The organism is Rhodococcus sp. D-46 (assembly GCF_011290655.1).
Taxonomy (GTDB): domain Bacteria; phylum Actinomycetota; class Actinomycetes; order Mycobacteriales; family Mycobacteriaceae; genus Rhodococcus_F; species Rhodococcus_F qingshengii.
Map to the genome: position 1 here is coordinate 239808 of NZ_JAANTF010000011.1, position 15066 is coordinate 254873.

The following is a 15066-nucleotide window of genomic DNA, read 5'->3' on the forward strand; positions in this document are numbered from 1 at the left end:
ACACGATCGGACCTCTCGGACTGCTTCGCTAGCGGGAGTTCACCAGTGCGGATAGGTTAGCGGTGTGAGAAGCCAGCCGCATGTGCTTGGAATCGTGCTCGCCGGGGGCGAGGGCAAACGCTTGTATCCGCTGACCGCGGACAGAGCGAAGCCCGCAGTGCCCTTCGGAGGTGCATATCGACTTATCGACTTCGTGTTGAGCAACCTTGTCAACGCGGGATATCTGCGTATTTGTGTGTTGACGCAATACAAGTCACATTCACTCGACCGCCACATTTCGCAGACGTGGCGGTTGTCCGGGTTCGCGGGTGAGTACATCACCCCGGTCCCGGCCCAGCAGCGGCTCGGGCCGCGCTGGTACACCGGCAGTGCCGACGCAATCCTGCAGTCGCTCAATCTCGTTTACGACGAGGACCCCGAGTACATCGTGGTTTTCGGTGCCGACCACGTGTACCGGATGGATCCGGAACAGATGGTTCAGCACCACATCGAATCCGGGGCAGGCGTGACGGTCGCGGGTATTCGTGTACCGCGAAGTGAGGCTTTTGCTTTCGGCTGCATCGACAGTGACGAGTCCGGACGCATCACCCAGTTCCTGGAAAAGCCCGCCCATCCTCCCGGGACACCGGACGACCCCAATTCGACGTTCGCGTCCATGGGTAACTATGTGTTCACCACCAAGGTACTCGTGGACGCCATCCGCGCTGATTCAGAGAATTCCGATTCCGACCACGACATGGGCGGCGACATCATTCCCGCCTTGGTCGCCGCGGGTGAGGCGTCGGTCTACGACTTCAAGGACAACGTCGTTCCCGGTGCCACCGATCGAGACCGCGGCTACTGGCGTGACGTCGGTACCCTCGACGCCTTCTACGACGCTCACATGGACCTGGTGTCGGTGCACCCGATCTTCAATCTCTACAACCGTCGCTGGCCCATCCGCGGCGCCACCGAGAATCTCGCGCCCGCAAAGTTCGTGAAGGGCGGACTCGCGCAGGAATCGGTCGTCGGTGCGGGGTCGATCCTGTCCGCGGCGACCGTGCGCAATTCGGTACTCAGTTCCAACGTGATGATCGAGGACGGTGCGACCGTCGAGGGCAGCGTGCTGATGCCGGGTGTGCGCATCGGCAAGGGTGCCGTCGTACGGCGAGCGATCCTCGACAAGAACGTCGTCGTCGGTGACGGCGAAATCATCGGCGTCGATCTCGAACGTGACCGCGAACGATTTGCCGTCAGTCAGGGTGGCGTCGTCGCCATCGGTAAGGGCGTCTGGATCTAGAGCTTGCTCGCGCAGAGGAGGCCGTCACCGAGGGGGAGGAGGACTCGAATGAGTCGCTCGTCCTCGGTCACGGCCTTTGCCGCTTCTCGGACCGCAACCGTTGTCGCGTCGCGTGCGGAGCTGTCTGCAACGCGGCCGTCGGCCAGGGCGTTGTGCAGAACGATGACACCGCCGGAGCGCAGCAGGCGGACACCTTCGCGGACGTAGTGCGGGTGGTCGATCGCGGCGCAGTCGACGAATACCAGGTCGTAGCCGCCGTCGGCGAGCCGGGGAAGCACGTCGAGAGCCCGTCCGTTGATCAGGCGAGTGCGTGCCGGAGCGATTCCGCTTTCGCGGAAGGTCAGCTTGGCGGCCCGCTGATGTTCGGGTTCGCTGTCGATCGTGGTCAGGACGCCGTCGTCGCGCATTCCGTGCAGAAGCCACAGACTGCTCACGCCGGCTCCGGTACCCACCTCGACGGCCGTCTTCGCGTCGAGCATCCTCGCGAACATCGCGAGCGTTGCACCGACGGCGGGCGTCACCGGATGGGCTCCGAGATCCAGCGCTCGATCTCGCGCCGCGGTCAAAATCTCGTCCTCGGAAACTACGTCCTCGACGTGGCGGAGTATCTGTTCGGCGTGGGTCACGCTCATGAGGTTATCGGGCGGTTCGGATTGTCGCTGCAAGGCGCGCAGTCACCAGGATTCTCAGGAATCCCTCAGGCTCCTCATATGGCGTGCACACCGCGATGAGAAAAGGTGTATACATCGCCGGATCGAAGATCGCACGGCGGTATCGATTTCTACCAAGTTGATCTTTCGCAGCTCGGTGATCGGGAACAAATCACAGCATCGGCTGGTTCTCCCGAATATCGCGCATCACGTGATTCGGACAACGCGGTGATCGAACTACGCGATCCCGAGCAGGAGGATCAACTTATTTACCAGGTCAACGACGAGCCTCGCCCTCGAGAGTCGGAAGTTTTGACGACGGAATCGGCTGTGGATTCCGAATTGATCGGCACTGCTGTGTTCGATGCAACTGGTGAGAAGTCCTCCATGCCGTCTTGGGACGAACTCGTGCGTCAGCACGGTGACCGGGTGTACCGCCTGGCCTACCGGTTGTCAGGCGATGCCCAGGATGCCGAGGACTTGACGCAGGACACCTTCATCCGGGTGTTCCGCTCGCTCTCCGATTATCAGCCCGGAACTTTCGAGGGCTGGTTGCACCGCATCACCACAAACCTGTTCCTCGACATGGTTCGCCGACGCAATCGCATCCGTATGGAAGCGCTGCCCGAGGACTACGACCGCGTTCCCTCGCCCGGTCCCGACCCCGAGCAGATCTACCACGACGCGCGCCTCGACGCAGGTCTGCAAGCCGCACTGGACTCGCTCGCACCTGAATTTCGTGCCGCTGTCGTGCTCTGTGACATCGAAGGTCTGTCGTACGAGGAAATCGGTGCCACACTGGGAGTGAAGCTCGGAACGGTTCGTAGCCGTATCCATCGTGGGCGACAGGCGATTCGTGATCATCTGGCAGCGCAGCGCGCAGCCGAATCCGAACTCGTCGGTTTCTGACGGTCGGGTTCGAGCTACAGAGCGGGACGTGGTCAATCACCTGGAGGGACGAATGACGGAGGCGCGGGCACATCGCCAGTTCGGTTCGACCGAACATCTGGCCAGCGAGGCAATCGCTGCCTACGTCGACGGAGAACTCCGAATGCAGGCCTACTTGCGGGCCTCGCATCACATCTCGATCTGTGCCGAGTGCGCTGCGGCCGTCGATGCTCAGCAGCAGGCACGTGGTGCGCTGCGTCGAAGCGGCGAGATGACGATGCCGTTGTCCCTGGTGGGACTTCTCAGCCAGATTCCTTCGTGCAACAGTCCGACTACCGGGCCGAATTCGGAAAACGCCGACAGTTCCGTCGGTAATCAACCCGCCGGCTTCTCCACCATCAGCAAGAGGTTGTCCCGTCGCTGGCGCAAATGACGCCGCGCGCCAGCTTCCCGGCGCGGATCAGTGATACTGGACCATGTGACTGACGGAAAAAGGGGGCACTCCGGAGTGAGTTCGGATTCTTCGGCAAACGGTTCGGTGGACAGACCGGCAGATGCGCCGGTTCTCGACCCCCGTCCGGTCTATCGACCCCAGATCGATCCGGCCTCGCGCCAGGTGTTCGGTCGGCCGAGTGGAGTCGAGGGCTCGTTCACTCCGGTGGCCGCGCGATCGACTCCGTCCTCCGATGTCGTGATCGGGACTCCGGACCCGGTTCTGGCCGAAGCGTTCGGTCGACCCGCAGACGCCACCGAGTCGATCGGTCGCGATCCCGATGCGACGGCGAACAACACGCCCGACGAAGAACCGCCGCGTGATCCGTGGCGTGATCCTGAATCCGCCGTCTCGCTCGGCAAGCCCGCAGAGTCCGAGGCGCCGGTGCAGTTGCCTCCCGCCCAGAAACTCGACGTGCGTGAGCTGTTGTTCGGTCGCAAGGTCGCCCCCTCGGCACTGGCCGCGCTTGCGGGCATGGCGCTTGTCATCGCTCTCGTCGGTGGGTTGCTTGCCACTGTCATCACTGCCGATCGCAGTTCACTCACCAGCTCACGTGTCACGCTCGTTCAATCCGGCGGTGGGGAACAGCCGGAGTCTCAGGTGGCGAAGGTCGCCGACGCGGTACTGCCATCAGTGGTGTCGATTCAGGTCGCCGTCGGCGACCAGGGCAGCACGGGTTCCGGTGTGGTCATCGACGGCGCCGGATACATCGTCACCAACAACCACGTGATCTCCTCGGCCGTTCCGCCCGCTCAGGACGCGAAGATCCAGGTGATCTTCTCCGACGGAACCAAGACCGACGCCCAGATCGTCGGACGTGACGTCAAGACAGACCTCGCAGTGCTCAAGGTGTCGGCGAACAATCTGACGGTCGCTCAGCTCGGAAAATCCGAGGATGTTCAGGTGGGCGACGACGTCGTCGCCGTCGGCTCACCGCTCGGATTGAGCAAGACCGTCACCCGCGGAATCGTCAGTGCACTGAACCGGCCTCTGCGGTTGTCGGGTGAAGGCACCGACACCAACGCCGTCATCGACGCCGTCCAGACCGACGCGGCGATCAACCACGGCAACTCCGGTGGTGCGCTCGTCGACGACGAAGCCCGCGTCATCGGCATCAACACCGCAATGCTCAGTGAGTCCGGCGGTTCGGTCGGGCTCGGCTTCGCGATTCCGATCGACACGGTGACCGAGGTGGCGCAGACCATCATCCGCGACGGCAAGGTTCATCACCCCGACATCGGCGTGAATGCCCGCACCGCGGTCAACGACGCGACCAGTGGTGCGGCAGTGGCCAATGTCCGCGACGGCAGCCCCGCTCAACGCGCGGGGATCGTCGAGGGGGACGTCATCGTCAAGGTCGGTGACCGACCGGTGACAAGCGCCGACGAATTGGTGGTTGCGGTCAACGCGACGACCGTCGACCAACCCGTCAACGTTCAGTTGATCCGCGACGGACGGCAGGTCGACATTTCGGTCACGCCGGTGTCGGACTGATCGGCCCCTGCGATCTTCCTGTGAGGTTGATCCAGACATGCGCGCACCGAGCGAGCACACAGTAGGCTGACCCTGTGTTTGGCAACATCGGTTGGGGCGAGTTCATGATCCTCCTCGTAGCGGCTCTGGTCATCTTGGGACCTGAGCGGCTTCCTGGTGCGGTCTCCTGGGTCACGAAATCCCTGAGGCAGGTGCGCGAATATGCTTCGGGCGCTTCCAATCAGCTCAAGGAAGAACTGGGCACCGATTTCGAGGATCTGCGTAAACCGCTCGCAGATCTGAACAAGCTGCGCGGAATGACGCCGCGCGCTGTGATCACCCAGCACCTCCTCGACGGCGACGACTCCATCTTCACGGGCAACTTCGACAAGAAGCCGCAGAGCGGAGTGCAGGAGCCGAAGACGCTGTCGAAGGACAAGCCACTCACCGCCGGCGAACGTCCTCCTGTGGACTTCGACGCCACCTAGCTTCGACATACGCAAGGGCGCCTGTCACCGATCGGTGACAGGCGCCCTTCCGTATGAGGGGGTTCTACAGGTTGCGAACCGTGTTGATACCGAGCGACATTCCGGCCAGCCCGCGCTGACGGACGGCCAACTTGTCGGCGATGTCCTTGAGTGCGATGGCTGCGGGTGAATCGGGAGCGCTGAGGACGATCGGCGTCCCGGCGTCGCCTGCCTCGCGGACGGACGGATCCAGCGGGATCTGTCCGAGAAGCGGAACCTTGGCGCCGACGGCCTTCGTGAGGCGATCGGAGACGGTCTGCCCGCCGCCTTCGCCGAAGACGTCCATACGGGTGCCGTCGGGAAGTTCGAGCCACGACATGTTCTCGACGACGCCGGCGACGCGCTGGCGGGTCTGCAGGGCGATGGCGCCCGCTCGCTCGGCGACCTCGGCAGCGGCCTGCTGCGGTGTGGTGACGACCAGGATCTCGGCGCTCGGGATGAGCTGAGCCACCGAGATGGCGATGTCACCGGTGCCGGGCGGCAGATCGAGCAGCAGCACGTCCAGATCGCCCCAGAACACGTCGGCGAGGAACTGCTGGAGTGCGCGGTGAAGCATCGGTCCGCGCCAGACGACAGGAGTGTTGCCCTGGGTGAACTGCGCGATGGAGATCATCTTCACGTCGTGTGCAACCGGCGGCATGATCATGCGCTCGACCTGAGTGGGCTTGGCGTCGGTGCCGAGCATGCGGGGGATCGAGTGACCGTAGATATCCGCGTCGAGTACGCCGACAGACAGTCCGCGCGCGGCCATTGCTGCCGCGAGATTGACTGTCACACTGGACTTTCCGACGCCACCCTTGCCGGAGGCTACGGCGTAGACGCGGGTGAGTGAACCCGGCTGGGCGAACGGGATGACGGGTTCGGCGGAATCGCCGCGAAGCGACTTGCGGAGCTCGGTCCGCTGGGCGTCGTCCATGACGTCGAGTTCGACGCGAATCGCACCGACCCCGGCGACGTCGGCGACGGCCTTGGTGACGCGTTCGGTGATCTCGGTGCGCATCGGGCAGCCGGCGGTCGTGAGATAGATGCCGATGTCGACGCTGTTGTCACTGGAGAGGGAGATCCCCTTGACCATCCCCAGTTCGGTGATGGGTTTGCGGATCTCTGGGTCCAGAACTCGCGCGAGCGCGGAGCGAACGTCGGACTCGGTCAGTACAGACATGACTCCATGGTAAGTCCAGGTAGGTCAGTGGATGCGCGGCAGGTCCGATGCGGCGGGCACGATGCCGGTGGAGTACCCGAGCGACCAGGCCAGAACGTTGGCGACGTAGGCGGCCGAGTTGTTGTAGCGGTGGATGGCGGAGGCAACCTGGGTGACGTCCTGCATGTTGAGTCCGCCGTCGCACAGGTACTTGCCGGTGGTCAGTGCGGAGTCGAAAAGGTTCTGCGGGTCGGCGATTCCGTCACCGTTGCCGTCACCGGCGTATTGGTTCCACGTGGACGGGATGAACTGCATCGGGCCGACTGCGCGGTCGTAGACGGTGTCGCCGTCGAGGGCGCCGCCGTCGGTGTCCATGATGACGGCCTGGCCGGGGAGGCTGCCGTTGAGTGGCAGGCCGATCACGGGCTTGTAGAGGTTGCCGTTCGCGTCGGCGTCCTTGCCGTCGTTGGCGTGGCCGGATTCGACGCGGCCGATTCCGGCGAGGAGCGTCCAGTGCATGTTGCAGTTGGGCTTCTCGACAGCGAGGATTCGCTCGGCGTTCTGGTAGGCGGCGACGCTCACGCTCGGGATTCCGAGTGCTCCCTCGGCCATCGAGGCGGGGAGCGGGGGAGTGGCCTGCACGGGAGCCAGCGGCGCGGGTTCCGGCGCGGGGGCGGGAGCCGGCTCGGCGATTGCTTCGACGGCGGGCAGAATCTGCGCCTGCGGTTCCTGCGTGGCTTGTGCGGCGGTGTCCACCGTTTCGGCGGAGCTGGTGTTGAAGAACGGGACCTTGGGAGCGGCGCCGGCCGTGTTGGCTGCGGTGACGAGTCCGATAGGGATGAGTCCGGTGAGCGCGATGACCGAATTTCGACGGATGTGCGAATCTGTCTTCTTGCTGTGCCGACCCACTGTTTATGCCTCCTGAACCTCCGCGAGGAGGTTTTCCGTTCAACTGACGGAGTCGAGGCTACCTGATTTGTTGCGTTTCCGTTATTCAACCGTGATCTAGAAGGGCAGTTTGGGGCATATGCACTGTTCTTTCGTGATTTTTCGGTTACAGAGCGGGCATGCCGGGCAGGCCTGGGAAGAACGGCACGAATGCCGGAGCCGGGGCCGGAGCGGGCTCCGGTGCGGGTGCGGGTGCCGGTGCCGGTGCGGGCTCCGGAGAGGGGGCGGCGGGTGGAGAGGATTCCGCGGGAGCCGCGTCGGTGGTGGCGGGTGCCGTGGCGGCCACTGCCATGCCCGGGATCGTGCACGGCAGAAGGATGCCGTCCTGCAAGGCGTCGAGGGCTGCGGGGTCCGGAAGGATCACACACATGTCGTCGGGCCAGCGCCATCCCTCGGCCGTCAGAATCGGCCACACGAGACCCCGTGAGGTGAGGACGGGGAGCGGGATGATCGGACCGGGAGCTGCGTTCCGGGCGGCGTTGGGTCCCGGAGCGGGGCTGGTCGGCATGACGCCCGGCGGGATCAGTGCCTGGATCTCGGGTGAGAGTGCAGGCATGTCCGGCAGACCCGGGAAGAGGGGAGTGGTGGTCGGGGTCGGCGTCGTCGACGCTGATTCCTTGTCGCCGGCCGCCGGATCGGTAGCCGCAGCCGCGGCGAGTACGGCCGAAGCGGCGGAGTCTGCCGAGGCGGCGGCGTTGATCGCGGAGCTGCCGGTGTTGATGCCCGAGGTGTACGGCAGCTGACCGGAGGGAATGACACCGTTCTTGTATGCCGTCGACCACATGATCACGTTTGCTGCGTAAGTGGCCGAGTTGTTGTATCGCAGAACAGCTTTGGTCTCCTGGGCGACATCGCGCAGGTTGAGTCCGCCGCTGCAGAGGTACTTCGCTGCCGAGAGTGCCGCATCGAAGACGTTGTTGGGGTCCTTGATTCCGTCCCCGTTGCCGTCGCTGGCATATCCGGCCCAGGTGGCCGGAATGAACTGCATCGGCCCGACGGCGCGGTCGTGAGTGGGGTCGCCGTCGATTGCGCCCTTGTCGGTGTCCCGAATGACTTCGTTGCCTGCCAGCCGTCCGTCGAGGACGGGGCCGAGGATCGGGGTGACCGTCGTACCCACCGAGGTCGTCTTGCCGCCGTTGGCGTGACCGGATTCGATGCGTCCGATGCCGGCCAGAAGATGCCAGGGGATTCCGCATCCCGGTGCCTCGGTCATCATCACCAGCTCCGCGGAGCGGTACGCGTTCAGGACGATCTCGGGGATGCCCAGAGAGGTGAGGACGACGGCCGCAGCGTTGGGCGCTGCCGGGGCGCCGGCGACCGTATCGCTGGGCGGGGCCGATCTTTGCGTTCGGACCGTGCGGGGCGTCGGGAGGAAGTCGACAGAGTCCGGCTGCGCAATCGAGGCGGAGCCCGCCAGTGCGATCGGAACCTGTGACCCTCCGGTCGGTGCGCTTCCGGCAGTGAGGGCCGCTGGACCTGTGACGACGAGCAGTCCCCCCACCAGTGTGGATGCTGCAATTATTCCGCGTACTCGCACGATTCCCCTTTGCTGGCGCTCCCGCTCCGGAGTACCCACCGTGATATCCATATTGCTGTGACTTACGTTACATATCGGTCACGGTGCGTGCAGCAAAACTCAGCGAACGCTCAGCTAGTTGTGACTTTGTTTCGCAGTATTCGAGTCACGGTGCTTCTTCTTCGGGGTCGGTTCGCCGTCGGCAGCAAGGATCGACTTGATCTCCTCGAGCTCCCGTCGCAGGTAGTCGCGGGTGGCAACCTCGCCGACGGCGATACGCAGAGCTGCGAGTTCTCGGGCGAGGAATTCGGTATCCGCCTTGGTTTGCTCGGCGCGTGAGCGGTCCTCCTCGAGCGAGACCCGGTCGCGGTTCTCCTGACGGTTCTGGGCCAGCAGGATCAGCGGCGCCGCGTAGGCGGCCTGGGTGGAGAAGGCCAGGTTGAGCAGGATGAACGGGTACGGGTCCCACTGCAGGGCCACCGCGAACACGTTGATCAGGATCCAGACGATCACGATGATCGTCTGGATTGCGAGATAACGCCCGGTGCCGAGGAAGCGGGCGATGCGTTCACTGACGCGCCCGACAGCTTCGACGTCGAAATCGAGATTGAACCGGCGGCTTCCGCGAGGCGTTTCCAGTCGTTGCCGTGCGGTCGTGCTCGACGCCCGTTCGCTCATCGGAGTAGTTCCTCGTCGTCGGAGTAATCCTCACGCCAGTCTTCCGGCAGGAGGTGATCGAGCACGTCGTCGACCGTCACGGCCCCGATCAGGTGGTTCTCGTCGTCCACGACCGGCCCGCATACCAAGTTGTACGTCGCGAAATATCGGGTGACCGACGCCAACGAGTCGTCCGGGGCCAACCGGGGCATGTCGGTGTCGAGTAGTCCGCCTACCAGGCTGGCGGGAGGCTCGCGGAGAAGCTTCTGCAAGTGGACGCAGCCGAGATACCGCCCGGTCGGAGTCGCCGTCGGCGGACGTACGACGAAGACCATGCTCGACAGCGCCGGGGTCACGTCGTAGTTGCGGGCGCGGGCAAGGGCCTCCGCGACCGTCGTCGAGGCCGTCAGTACCACTGGTTCGGGCGTCATCAGACCACCGGCCGTGTCCGGGGAATGCTCGAGCAGGCGTCGAACAGGTTCGGAATCCTGCGGGTCCATCAACTGAAGCAGTGACTCGGCCTCGGTTTCGGGCAGCTCGCCCAACAGGTCGGCGGCGTCGTCGGGATCCATCGCTTCGAGTAGATCGGCGGCGCGTTCGACTTCCAGGTGCATCAGCAGATCGGTCTGGTCGTCCGCCGGCAGTTCCTGCACGACGTCGGCGAGGCGTTCGTCGTCGAGCGCCACGGCCAGTTCGTGGCGGCGCTTCTCCGGCAGTTCGCGCATGGCGTTGGCCACATCGGCGGGTCGCATGCCTTCGTACTGGAGAAGCAGGTGAGCTACGCCCTGGCCGGGGAGTGAGAGATCGCTCTGGGTGAGGCCGGCGACGTGCTGCCAGTCGACGATGTGTATCGCCGCGCGTCGACCGAGGCGTCCGCGATGGCCGCGAACCGCGACCTTGGAGACCACCCAGTCTCGCGTCCGCGTCGATTCGATTCCGAGATCGACGACTATCGTGTCGACGCCGTGAAGCTCCTCGAGTTCCGGGTCGTCCACGCGCACATGCGAATCGAGTACCTGCGCCAGAGCGAGCACTTCGCCCGGGCGCTGGTTGAAGCGCCGCAGACTGACGTTACCGGTGGTGAGGGTGACTGCACTCGGTTCGATTGCTGTCACACGCAACATCGGAACGAAAATGCGTTTGCGCGTGAACATTTCGATCACCAGACCGAGAACGCGGGGTTGCTGGCGTCCGATGCGGACCGTGATGACGACGTCGCGCACACGACCGATCGATTCGCCGTCCGGGCCGAGTACAACCAGGCCGGCAAGCCTGGCTGCAAATACCTTGCCTGCTGCTGCCATGATTGCAAGGCTAATTCGTCCAGCGTCAAAATCTGCAACGGCGCCACCGAAAATCGAGAAGGGCAGTCCGCAATGACTTCACGCAACCGTTCCCGTCGATCGGTATTGGCAGTTCCCGGCAGCAGTCGGAAGATGATCGACAAGGCGAAGGGATTGCCCGCCGACGAGATCTTTCTCGACCTCGAAGATGCGGTGGCGCCGCTGGCGAAGCAGGCGGCCAGGGAGTCGATCGGCGACGCGTTGGCCGAGGACGGGTGGGGCAAACAGGTCAAGGTCGTCCGGGTCAACGACTGGACCACCGAATGGACGTATGCCGACGTCGTGGAGGTGGTGGGCCGCGCCGGAGCGCATCTGGACGCCATTCTGCTGCCCAAGGTTCCCGATGCGAGTCACGTCCAGGCGCTCGATTTGTTGTTGACGCAGGTCGAGAAGGCCAACGGTCTCGAGGTCGGCAGGATCGGGATCGAACCGCAGATCGAGAACGCGATCGGCTTGACCAACATCGACGCGATCGCCACCGCGAGTCCCCGCGTCGAGGCGCTCGTGTTCGGCCCGGCCGACTTCATGGCGAGCTTGAACATGCGAACTCTGGTCGTCGGTGAGCAACCGGACGGCTACGACCGCGGTGACGCGTATCACCACATCCTGATGACCATCTTGATGGCCGCGCGGGCGCACGGCGTCCAGGCCATCGACGGGCCGTACCTGCAGATCCGCGACGTCGAGGCTTTCACTCGGTCGGCTGCGCGAACGGCAGCGCTCGGTTTCGACGGCAAGTGGGTTCTGCACCCCACGCAGATCGAGGCGGCCAACGAGGTGTTCAGTCCGCGCCAATCCGATTACGACCGTGCGGAACTCATCTTGGACGCGTACGCGTTCCACACCTCGGCTGCCGGGGGAGGGCGGGGCGCGGTCATGCTCGGCGACGAGATGATCGACGAGGCGAGTCGCAAGATGGCACTGGTGATTTCGGCCAAGGGTCGCGCCGCGGGGATGGCGCGCACGTCGGAATTCACGCCGCCCGAACACGCCTGACGCTCGCCTAGCCGAACGAATCAGGTCTGTAAAGGGCACAATAGGGGGTAGATGTACTTGCGTCATCCGCGTGGATGACGTGCCCGAAAAGAGGAGCGCAGCCAGCCATGTCCAATCCGCTCGGTCAATCGTCGAATGGGTCGCGCCGTGGAGCGTTGCCGACACCGCCTTCGGGATGGCCCATCGGGTCGTACCCCACCTACGCCGAGGCGCAGCGCGCAGTCGATTACCTCTCCGATCAGGAATTCCCGGTTCAGGACGTCACGATCGTCGGCGTGAACCTGATGCAGGTCGAGCGAGTTCTCGGTCGGTTGACGTGGGCCAAGGTGATCGGTGGCGGCATCGTCTCCGGTGCTTGGCTCGGTGTCTTCTTCGGCCTGGTGCTCGGAATCGTCACCGGTGGTTTCCTCGCTCCGCTGATCGCGGGCATCGTGGGCGGCATCATCTTCGGTGTCATCTCCACGACGATTCCGTACGCCGCGACGCGTGGGCAGCGGGACTTCGCCTCGACGATGCAGTTGGTCGCCGGACGTTACGACGTACTGTGTGAGCCCAAGACGGCGGAGTCGGCGCGCGACCTGCTCGCCAAGCTCGCCATCTGACATTCTCGCTCGGGCTGCCAACTTGTGTGATCTCGGTTACGTTGTGTACACGCGGGCGAGGTAATGCTCACTTCCCCGTGACCGTTTGCCGGACAAGGAAATAGGTCCCTTCTCCGGCAAAAGTGCCGATGTGTGGTGCGTCGGCCAGCCGTAACGACTGCGCCGTCTCACCGCCCGAGGAGGACGGCTGTGCAGAACAAGAGATCGCGGGCGGGGCAGAACGAGAGATCGCGGGCGGGGCAGAAGAAGAAATTGCGGGCGGGGCTGCTCGGCGCGGCAACATTGTTGTTGGCGCCCTTGCTCAGTGCGTGCGGATCGGACAATGACGACGGCGTGGTGCTGTCCTTCTACACCGCTGCCGACGGCGCCGAGCAGTATGCGGAGGCCGCCGCGAATTGTTCGGCGGCGTCGAACGGCGCGTACCGGGTCGAGCAGAAAACTCTGCCCAAGGGTGCCGACGACCAGCGACTTCAGTTGGCCCGGCGTCTGACCGGCAATGACAAGTCACTCGATCTGATGACGCTCGACGTGGTGTGGACTGCCGAATTCGCCGAAGCGGGATGGGCATTGCCGCTTCCTGACGACGTGGCGGCCGAGGTCAGCAACGGGACGCTCGAGGGTCCGCTGGAGTCGGCGAAGTGGCAGGACCAGCTCTATGCGGCGCCATTGAACACCAACACCCAATTGCTCTGGTATCGAAAGGATTTGATGCCGGACGGGCAACCACCCCAAACCTGGGATCAGATGATCGACATCTCCGAAGGCCTGGCCGCGGAGGGGCGCCCCAGCTGGATCGGTGTGCAGGGCAAGCAGTACGAAGGATTGATGGTCTGGTTCAACACCCTTCTCGCCAGTGCCGGCGGATCGGTGGTGGGGCCGGACGGAACAACCGTGACGGTGGCCGACGGTGATGCTGCCCAACAGGCGCTGACCGTCATGAAGCGCGTCGCTACCGCCAAGGGTGCGGATCCCTCGATCTCGCAGGGGGATGAAGCGTCGTCGCGACTGGGTATGGAGAGCGGCAAATCTGCCTTCCAGGTCAACTGGCCGTTCGTGCTGCCCGGCATCATGGAGAACGCCGAGAAGGGCGATCTGCCGTACATCGACGACAAGGGCAACGTCACCAGTGAGAACACCGGAAACACGGTGCTCACGGTGAACGGAGAACGGAATTTCCTTGCCGCTCCGTATCCCTCGGTGATCGAGGGTAAGCCGGCCGAGGTCACGATCGGCGGCTTCAACGTAGCGGTGGCCAAGACCAGTCAGCATCCGGACCTCGCGTTCGAGGCGCTCACCTGTCTGCGTAACGAGGAGAATCAGCGCAACAACGCGGTAGCCGGTGGCGTTCCGCCGACTCTCGAGAGCCTGTACGACGACCCGGCGTTCCAGGAGGCGTACCCGGCGTGGCGTGAGGTTCGCGACAGCCTGGACACCGCTTCGGTTCGGCCGGTTTCTCCTGCCTATCAGAGTATTTCGACGCTCATCACTGCCACGCTGAACCCTGTGGGAAACATCGATCCGGAATCGACCGTGAACGATCTTGCCGAGCAGGTACGCAAGGCAGTCAATTCCGAGGGGCTGATTCCGTGACGATCGACAGCGAAAATTCGGGAGCTGCACCAACAGTCGCGACGGCGTCGCCGGAGCCGAAGCACTCCGCGAAAACGAAGATATCCGACGGAAAGGCGGCCGAGCGTCGCCTCGGTCTCTGGCTGGTGGCCCCGGCCGCGATTCTCATGATCGCGGTGACCGCATATCCGGTGGTCTACGCCGTCTGGCTGAGTTTGCAGCGCTACGACCTGCGCTTCCCGGATCAACGAAAGTTCGTGTGGTTCGACAACTACGTGTCGGTGCTGACCGACGGTTACTGGTGGCAAGCGTTCGCGGTGACGACGTCGATCACGGTTGTCTCGGTCGTCATCGAGTTCGTTCTCGGACTGACCATCGCACTGGTGATGCACCGAACGATCGTGGGTAAGGGGCTCGTCCGCACCGTTGTGCTCATCCCGTACGGCATCGTCACCGTCGCGGCGGCATACAGCTGGTACTACGCGTGGACGCCGGGGACCGGCTACCTCGCCAATCTCCTGCCCGACGGCAGTGCGCCGCTCACCGACCAGATCCCGTCGCTCGCGATCATCGTCCTTGCCGAGGTCTGGAAGACGACGCCGTTCATGGCGCTGCTCCTGCTCGCCGGCTTGGCGCTCGTGCCCGATGACCTTCTCAAGGCGGCTCAGGTGGACGGCGCCGGCGCGTGGACCCGGTTGGTACGCATCATCCTTCCGCTGATGAAGCCCGCCATCCTCGTCGCTCTGCTGTTCCGCACACTCGACGCATTCCGCATCTTCGACAACATCTACGTGCTCACGAAGGGAGCGAACGACACCGGGTCGGTGTCGATTCTGGGTTACGACAATCTGTTCAAGGCATTCAACTTGGGCATCGGATCCGCGATCAGCGTGTTGATCTTCGTGTGTGTGGCCGTGATCGCGTTCATCTTCATCAAACTTTTCGGTGCTTCGGCTCCCGGATCCGATACGGAAGGACGCTGAC

Annotated in this window: 15 protein-coding genes; 9 read left to right on the forward strand and 6 right to left on the reverse strand. The window is 64.0% G+C overall.

What is annotated here, in order from left to right; all coding sequences use genetic code 11:
- Nucleotides 1-64: 64 nt before the first annotated feature.
- Nucleotides 65-1279, forward strand: coding sequence for a glucose-1-phosphate adenylyltransferase (gene glgC / locus G9U53_RS27490; protein WP_003945185.1), 1215 nt, complete (start codon nucleotides 65-67; stop codon nucleotides 1277-1279).
- Here glgC and G9U53_RS27495 read toward each other — a convergent pair.
- Complete coding sequence (locus G9U53_RS27495; protein ID WP_007736091.1) at nucleotides 1276-1911, reverse strand: O-methyltransferase; 636 nt, start codon at nucleotides 1909-1911, stop codon at nucleotides 1276-1278. The two genes, glgC and G9U53_RS27495, sit on opposite strands and share 4 nt — an antisense overlap.
- Before the next feature lie 330 nt (nucleotides 1912-2241).
- Here G9U53_RS27495 and sigE point away from each other — a divergent pair, with 330 nt between their 5' ends.
- From sigE to tatB, 4 genes are all read left to right on the forward strand, one after another.
- Nucleotides 2242-2838: an RNA polymerase sigma factor SigE gene (gene sigE / locus G9U53_RS27500; protein ID WP_029255812.1), complete on the forward strand. Its 597-nt coding sequence runs from the start codon at nucleotides 2242-2244 to the stop codon at nucleotides 2836-2838.
- A gap of 52 nt (nucleotides 2839-2890) precedes the next feature.
- A complete protein-coding gene (locus tag G9U53_RS27505; RefSeq protein ID WP_003945180.1) occupies nucleotides 2891-3250 on the forward strand; it encodes a hypothetical protein in 360 nt (119 codons plus the stop codon).
- 75 nt (nucleotides 3251-3325) lie between these two features.
- Nucleotides 3326-4804 (forward strand): trypsin-like peptidase domain-containing protein, encoded by a 1479-nt coding sequence (locus tag G9U53_RS27510; RefSeq protein WP_042450379.1) that lies wholly within the window; start codon nucleotides 3326-3328, stop codon nucleotides 4802-4804.
- 74 nt (nucleotides 4805-4878) lie between these two features.
- Entirely contained in the window at nucleotides 4879-5271 is a 393-nt protein-coding gene (tatB, locus tag G9U53_RS27515) for a Sec-independent protein translocase protein TatB (RefSeq protein WP_003945177.1), read from the forward strand.
- A 64-nt stretch (nucleotides 5272-5335) separates the two neighbouring features.
- Here tatB and G9U53_RS27520 read toward each other — a convergent pair whose 3' ends face one another.
- The 5 genes from G9U53_RS27520 to G9U53_RS27540 all read right to left on the reverse strand — a co-directional run bounded on the left by G9U53_RS27520 (nucleotide 5336) and on the right by G9U53_RS27540 (nucleotide 10876).
- Nucleotides 5336-6472: an Mrp/NBP35 family ATP-binding protein gene (locus tag G9U53_RS27520; protein ID WP_003945178.1), complete on the reverse strand. Its 1137-nt coding sequence runs from the start codon at nucleotides 6470-6472 to the stop codon at nucleotides 5336-5338.
- A gap of 24 nt (nucleotides 6473-6496) precedes the next feature.
- Nucleotides 6497-7360 (reverse strand): lytic murein transglycosylase, encoded by an 864-nt coding sequence (locus G9U53_RS27525; protein WP_003945171.1) that lies wholly within the window; start codon nucleotides 7358-7360, stop codon nucleotides 6497-6499.
- 145 nt (nucleotides 7361-7505) lie between these two features.
- On the reverse strand, nucleotides 7506-8987 hold the full coding sequence (locus tag G9U53_RS27530; protein WP_242692789.1) for a lytic murein transglycosylase: 1482 nt from the start codon (nucleotides 8985-8987) through the stop codon (nucleotides 7506-7508).
- Between the two features lie 63 nt (nucleotides 8988-9050).
- Nucleotides 9051-9593 carry a DUF1003 domain-containing protein gene (locus G9U53_RS27535; RefSeq protein WP_003945067.1) on the reverse strand — a complete coding sequence of 181 codons (543 nt, stop codon included), beginning with the start codon at nucleotides 9591-9593 and terminating at the stop codon, nucleotides 9051-9053.
- A complete protein-coding gene (locus G9U53_RS27540) occupies nucleotides 9590-10876 on the reverse strand; it encodes a CBS domain-containing protein (RefSeq protein ID WP_003945077.1) in 1287 nt (428 codons plus the stop codon). Before G9U53_RS27540 ends, G9U53_RS27535 begins: the two co-directional genes overlap by 4 nt.
- 72 nt (nucleotides 10877-10948) lie before the next feature.
- On the opposite strand from G9U53_RS27540, the gene G9U53_RS27545 reads away from it, so the two are divergent.
- The 4 genes from G9U53_RS27545 to G9U53_RS27560 all read left to right on the forward strand — a co-directional run bounded on the left by G9U53_RS27545 (nucleotide 10949) and on the right by G9U53_RS27560 (nucleotide 15065).
- Nucleotides 10949-11911: a CoA ester lyase gene (locus G9U53_RS27545; protein ID WP_054187358.1), complete on the forward strand. Its 963-nt coding sequence runs from the start codon at nucleotides 10949-10951 to the stop codon at nucleotides 11909-11911.
- Nucleotides 11912-12018: 107 nt separating this feature from the next.
- On the forward strand, nucleotides 12019-12513 hold the full coding sequence (locus G9U53_RS27550) for a general stress protein (protein ID WP_003945065.1): 495 nt from the start codon (nucleotides 12019-12021) through the stop codon (nucleotides 12511-12513).
- A 252-nt stretch (nucleotides 12514-12765) separates the two neighbouring features.
- Nucleotides 12766-14103: an ABC transporter substrate-binding protein gene (locus G9U53_RS27555; protein ID WP_037131899.1), complete on the forward strand. Its 1338-nt coding sequence runs from the start codon at nucleotides 12766-12768 to the stop codon at nucleotides 14101-14103.
- Nucleotides 14100-15065, forward strand: coding sequence for a sugar ABC transporter permease (locus G9U53_RS27560; protein WP_058037429.1), 966 nt, complete (start codon nucleotides 14100-14102; stop codon nucleotides 15063-15065). The genes G9U53_RS27555 and G9U53_RS27560 overlap by 4 nt, the downstream gene beginning before the upstream one ends.
- The last annotated feature ends 1 nt before the right edge of the window (nucleotide 15066 follow it).

Bases quoted from the DNA above. Each gene is read 5' to 3' on its own strand.
- G9U53_RS27495 (WP_007736091.1), bottom strand. From the start codon at position 1,911: ATGAGCGTGACCCACGCCGAACAGATACTCCGCCACGTCGAGGACGTA.
- G9U53_RS27505 (WP_003945180.1), top strand. From the start codon at position 2,891: ATGACGGAGGCGCGGGCACATCGCCAGTTCGGTTCGACCGAACATCTG.
- G9U53_RS27520 (WP_003945178.1), bottom strand. From the start codon at position 6,472: ATGTCTGTACTGACCGAGTCCGACGTTCGCTCCGCGCTCGCGCGAGTT.
- G9U53_RS27530 (WP_242692789.1), bottom strand. From the start codon at position 8,987: ATGGATATCACGGTGGGTACTCCGGAGCGGGAGCGCCAGCAAAGGGGA.
- G9U53_RS27535 (WP_003945067.1), bottom strand. From the start codon at position 9,593: ATGAGCGAACGGGCGTCGAGCACGACCGCACGGCAACGACTGGAAACG.
- G9U53_RS27540 (WP_003945077.1), bottom strand. From the start codon at position 10,876: ATGGCAGCAGCAGGCAAGGTATTTGCAGCCAGGCTTGCCGGCCTGGTT.
- G9U53_RS27545 (WP_054187358.1), top strand. From the start codon at position 10,949: ATGACTTCACGCAACCGTTCCCGTCGATCGGTATTGGCAGTTCCCGGC.
- G9U53_RS27550 (WP_003945065.1), top strand. From the start codon at position 12,019: ATGTCCAATCCGCTCGGTCAATCGTCGAATGGGTCGCGCCGTGGAGCG.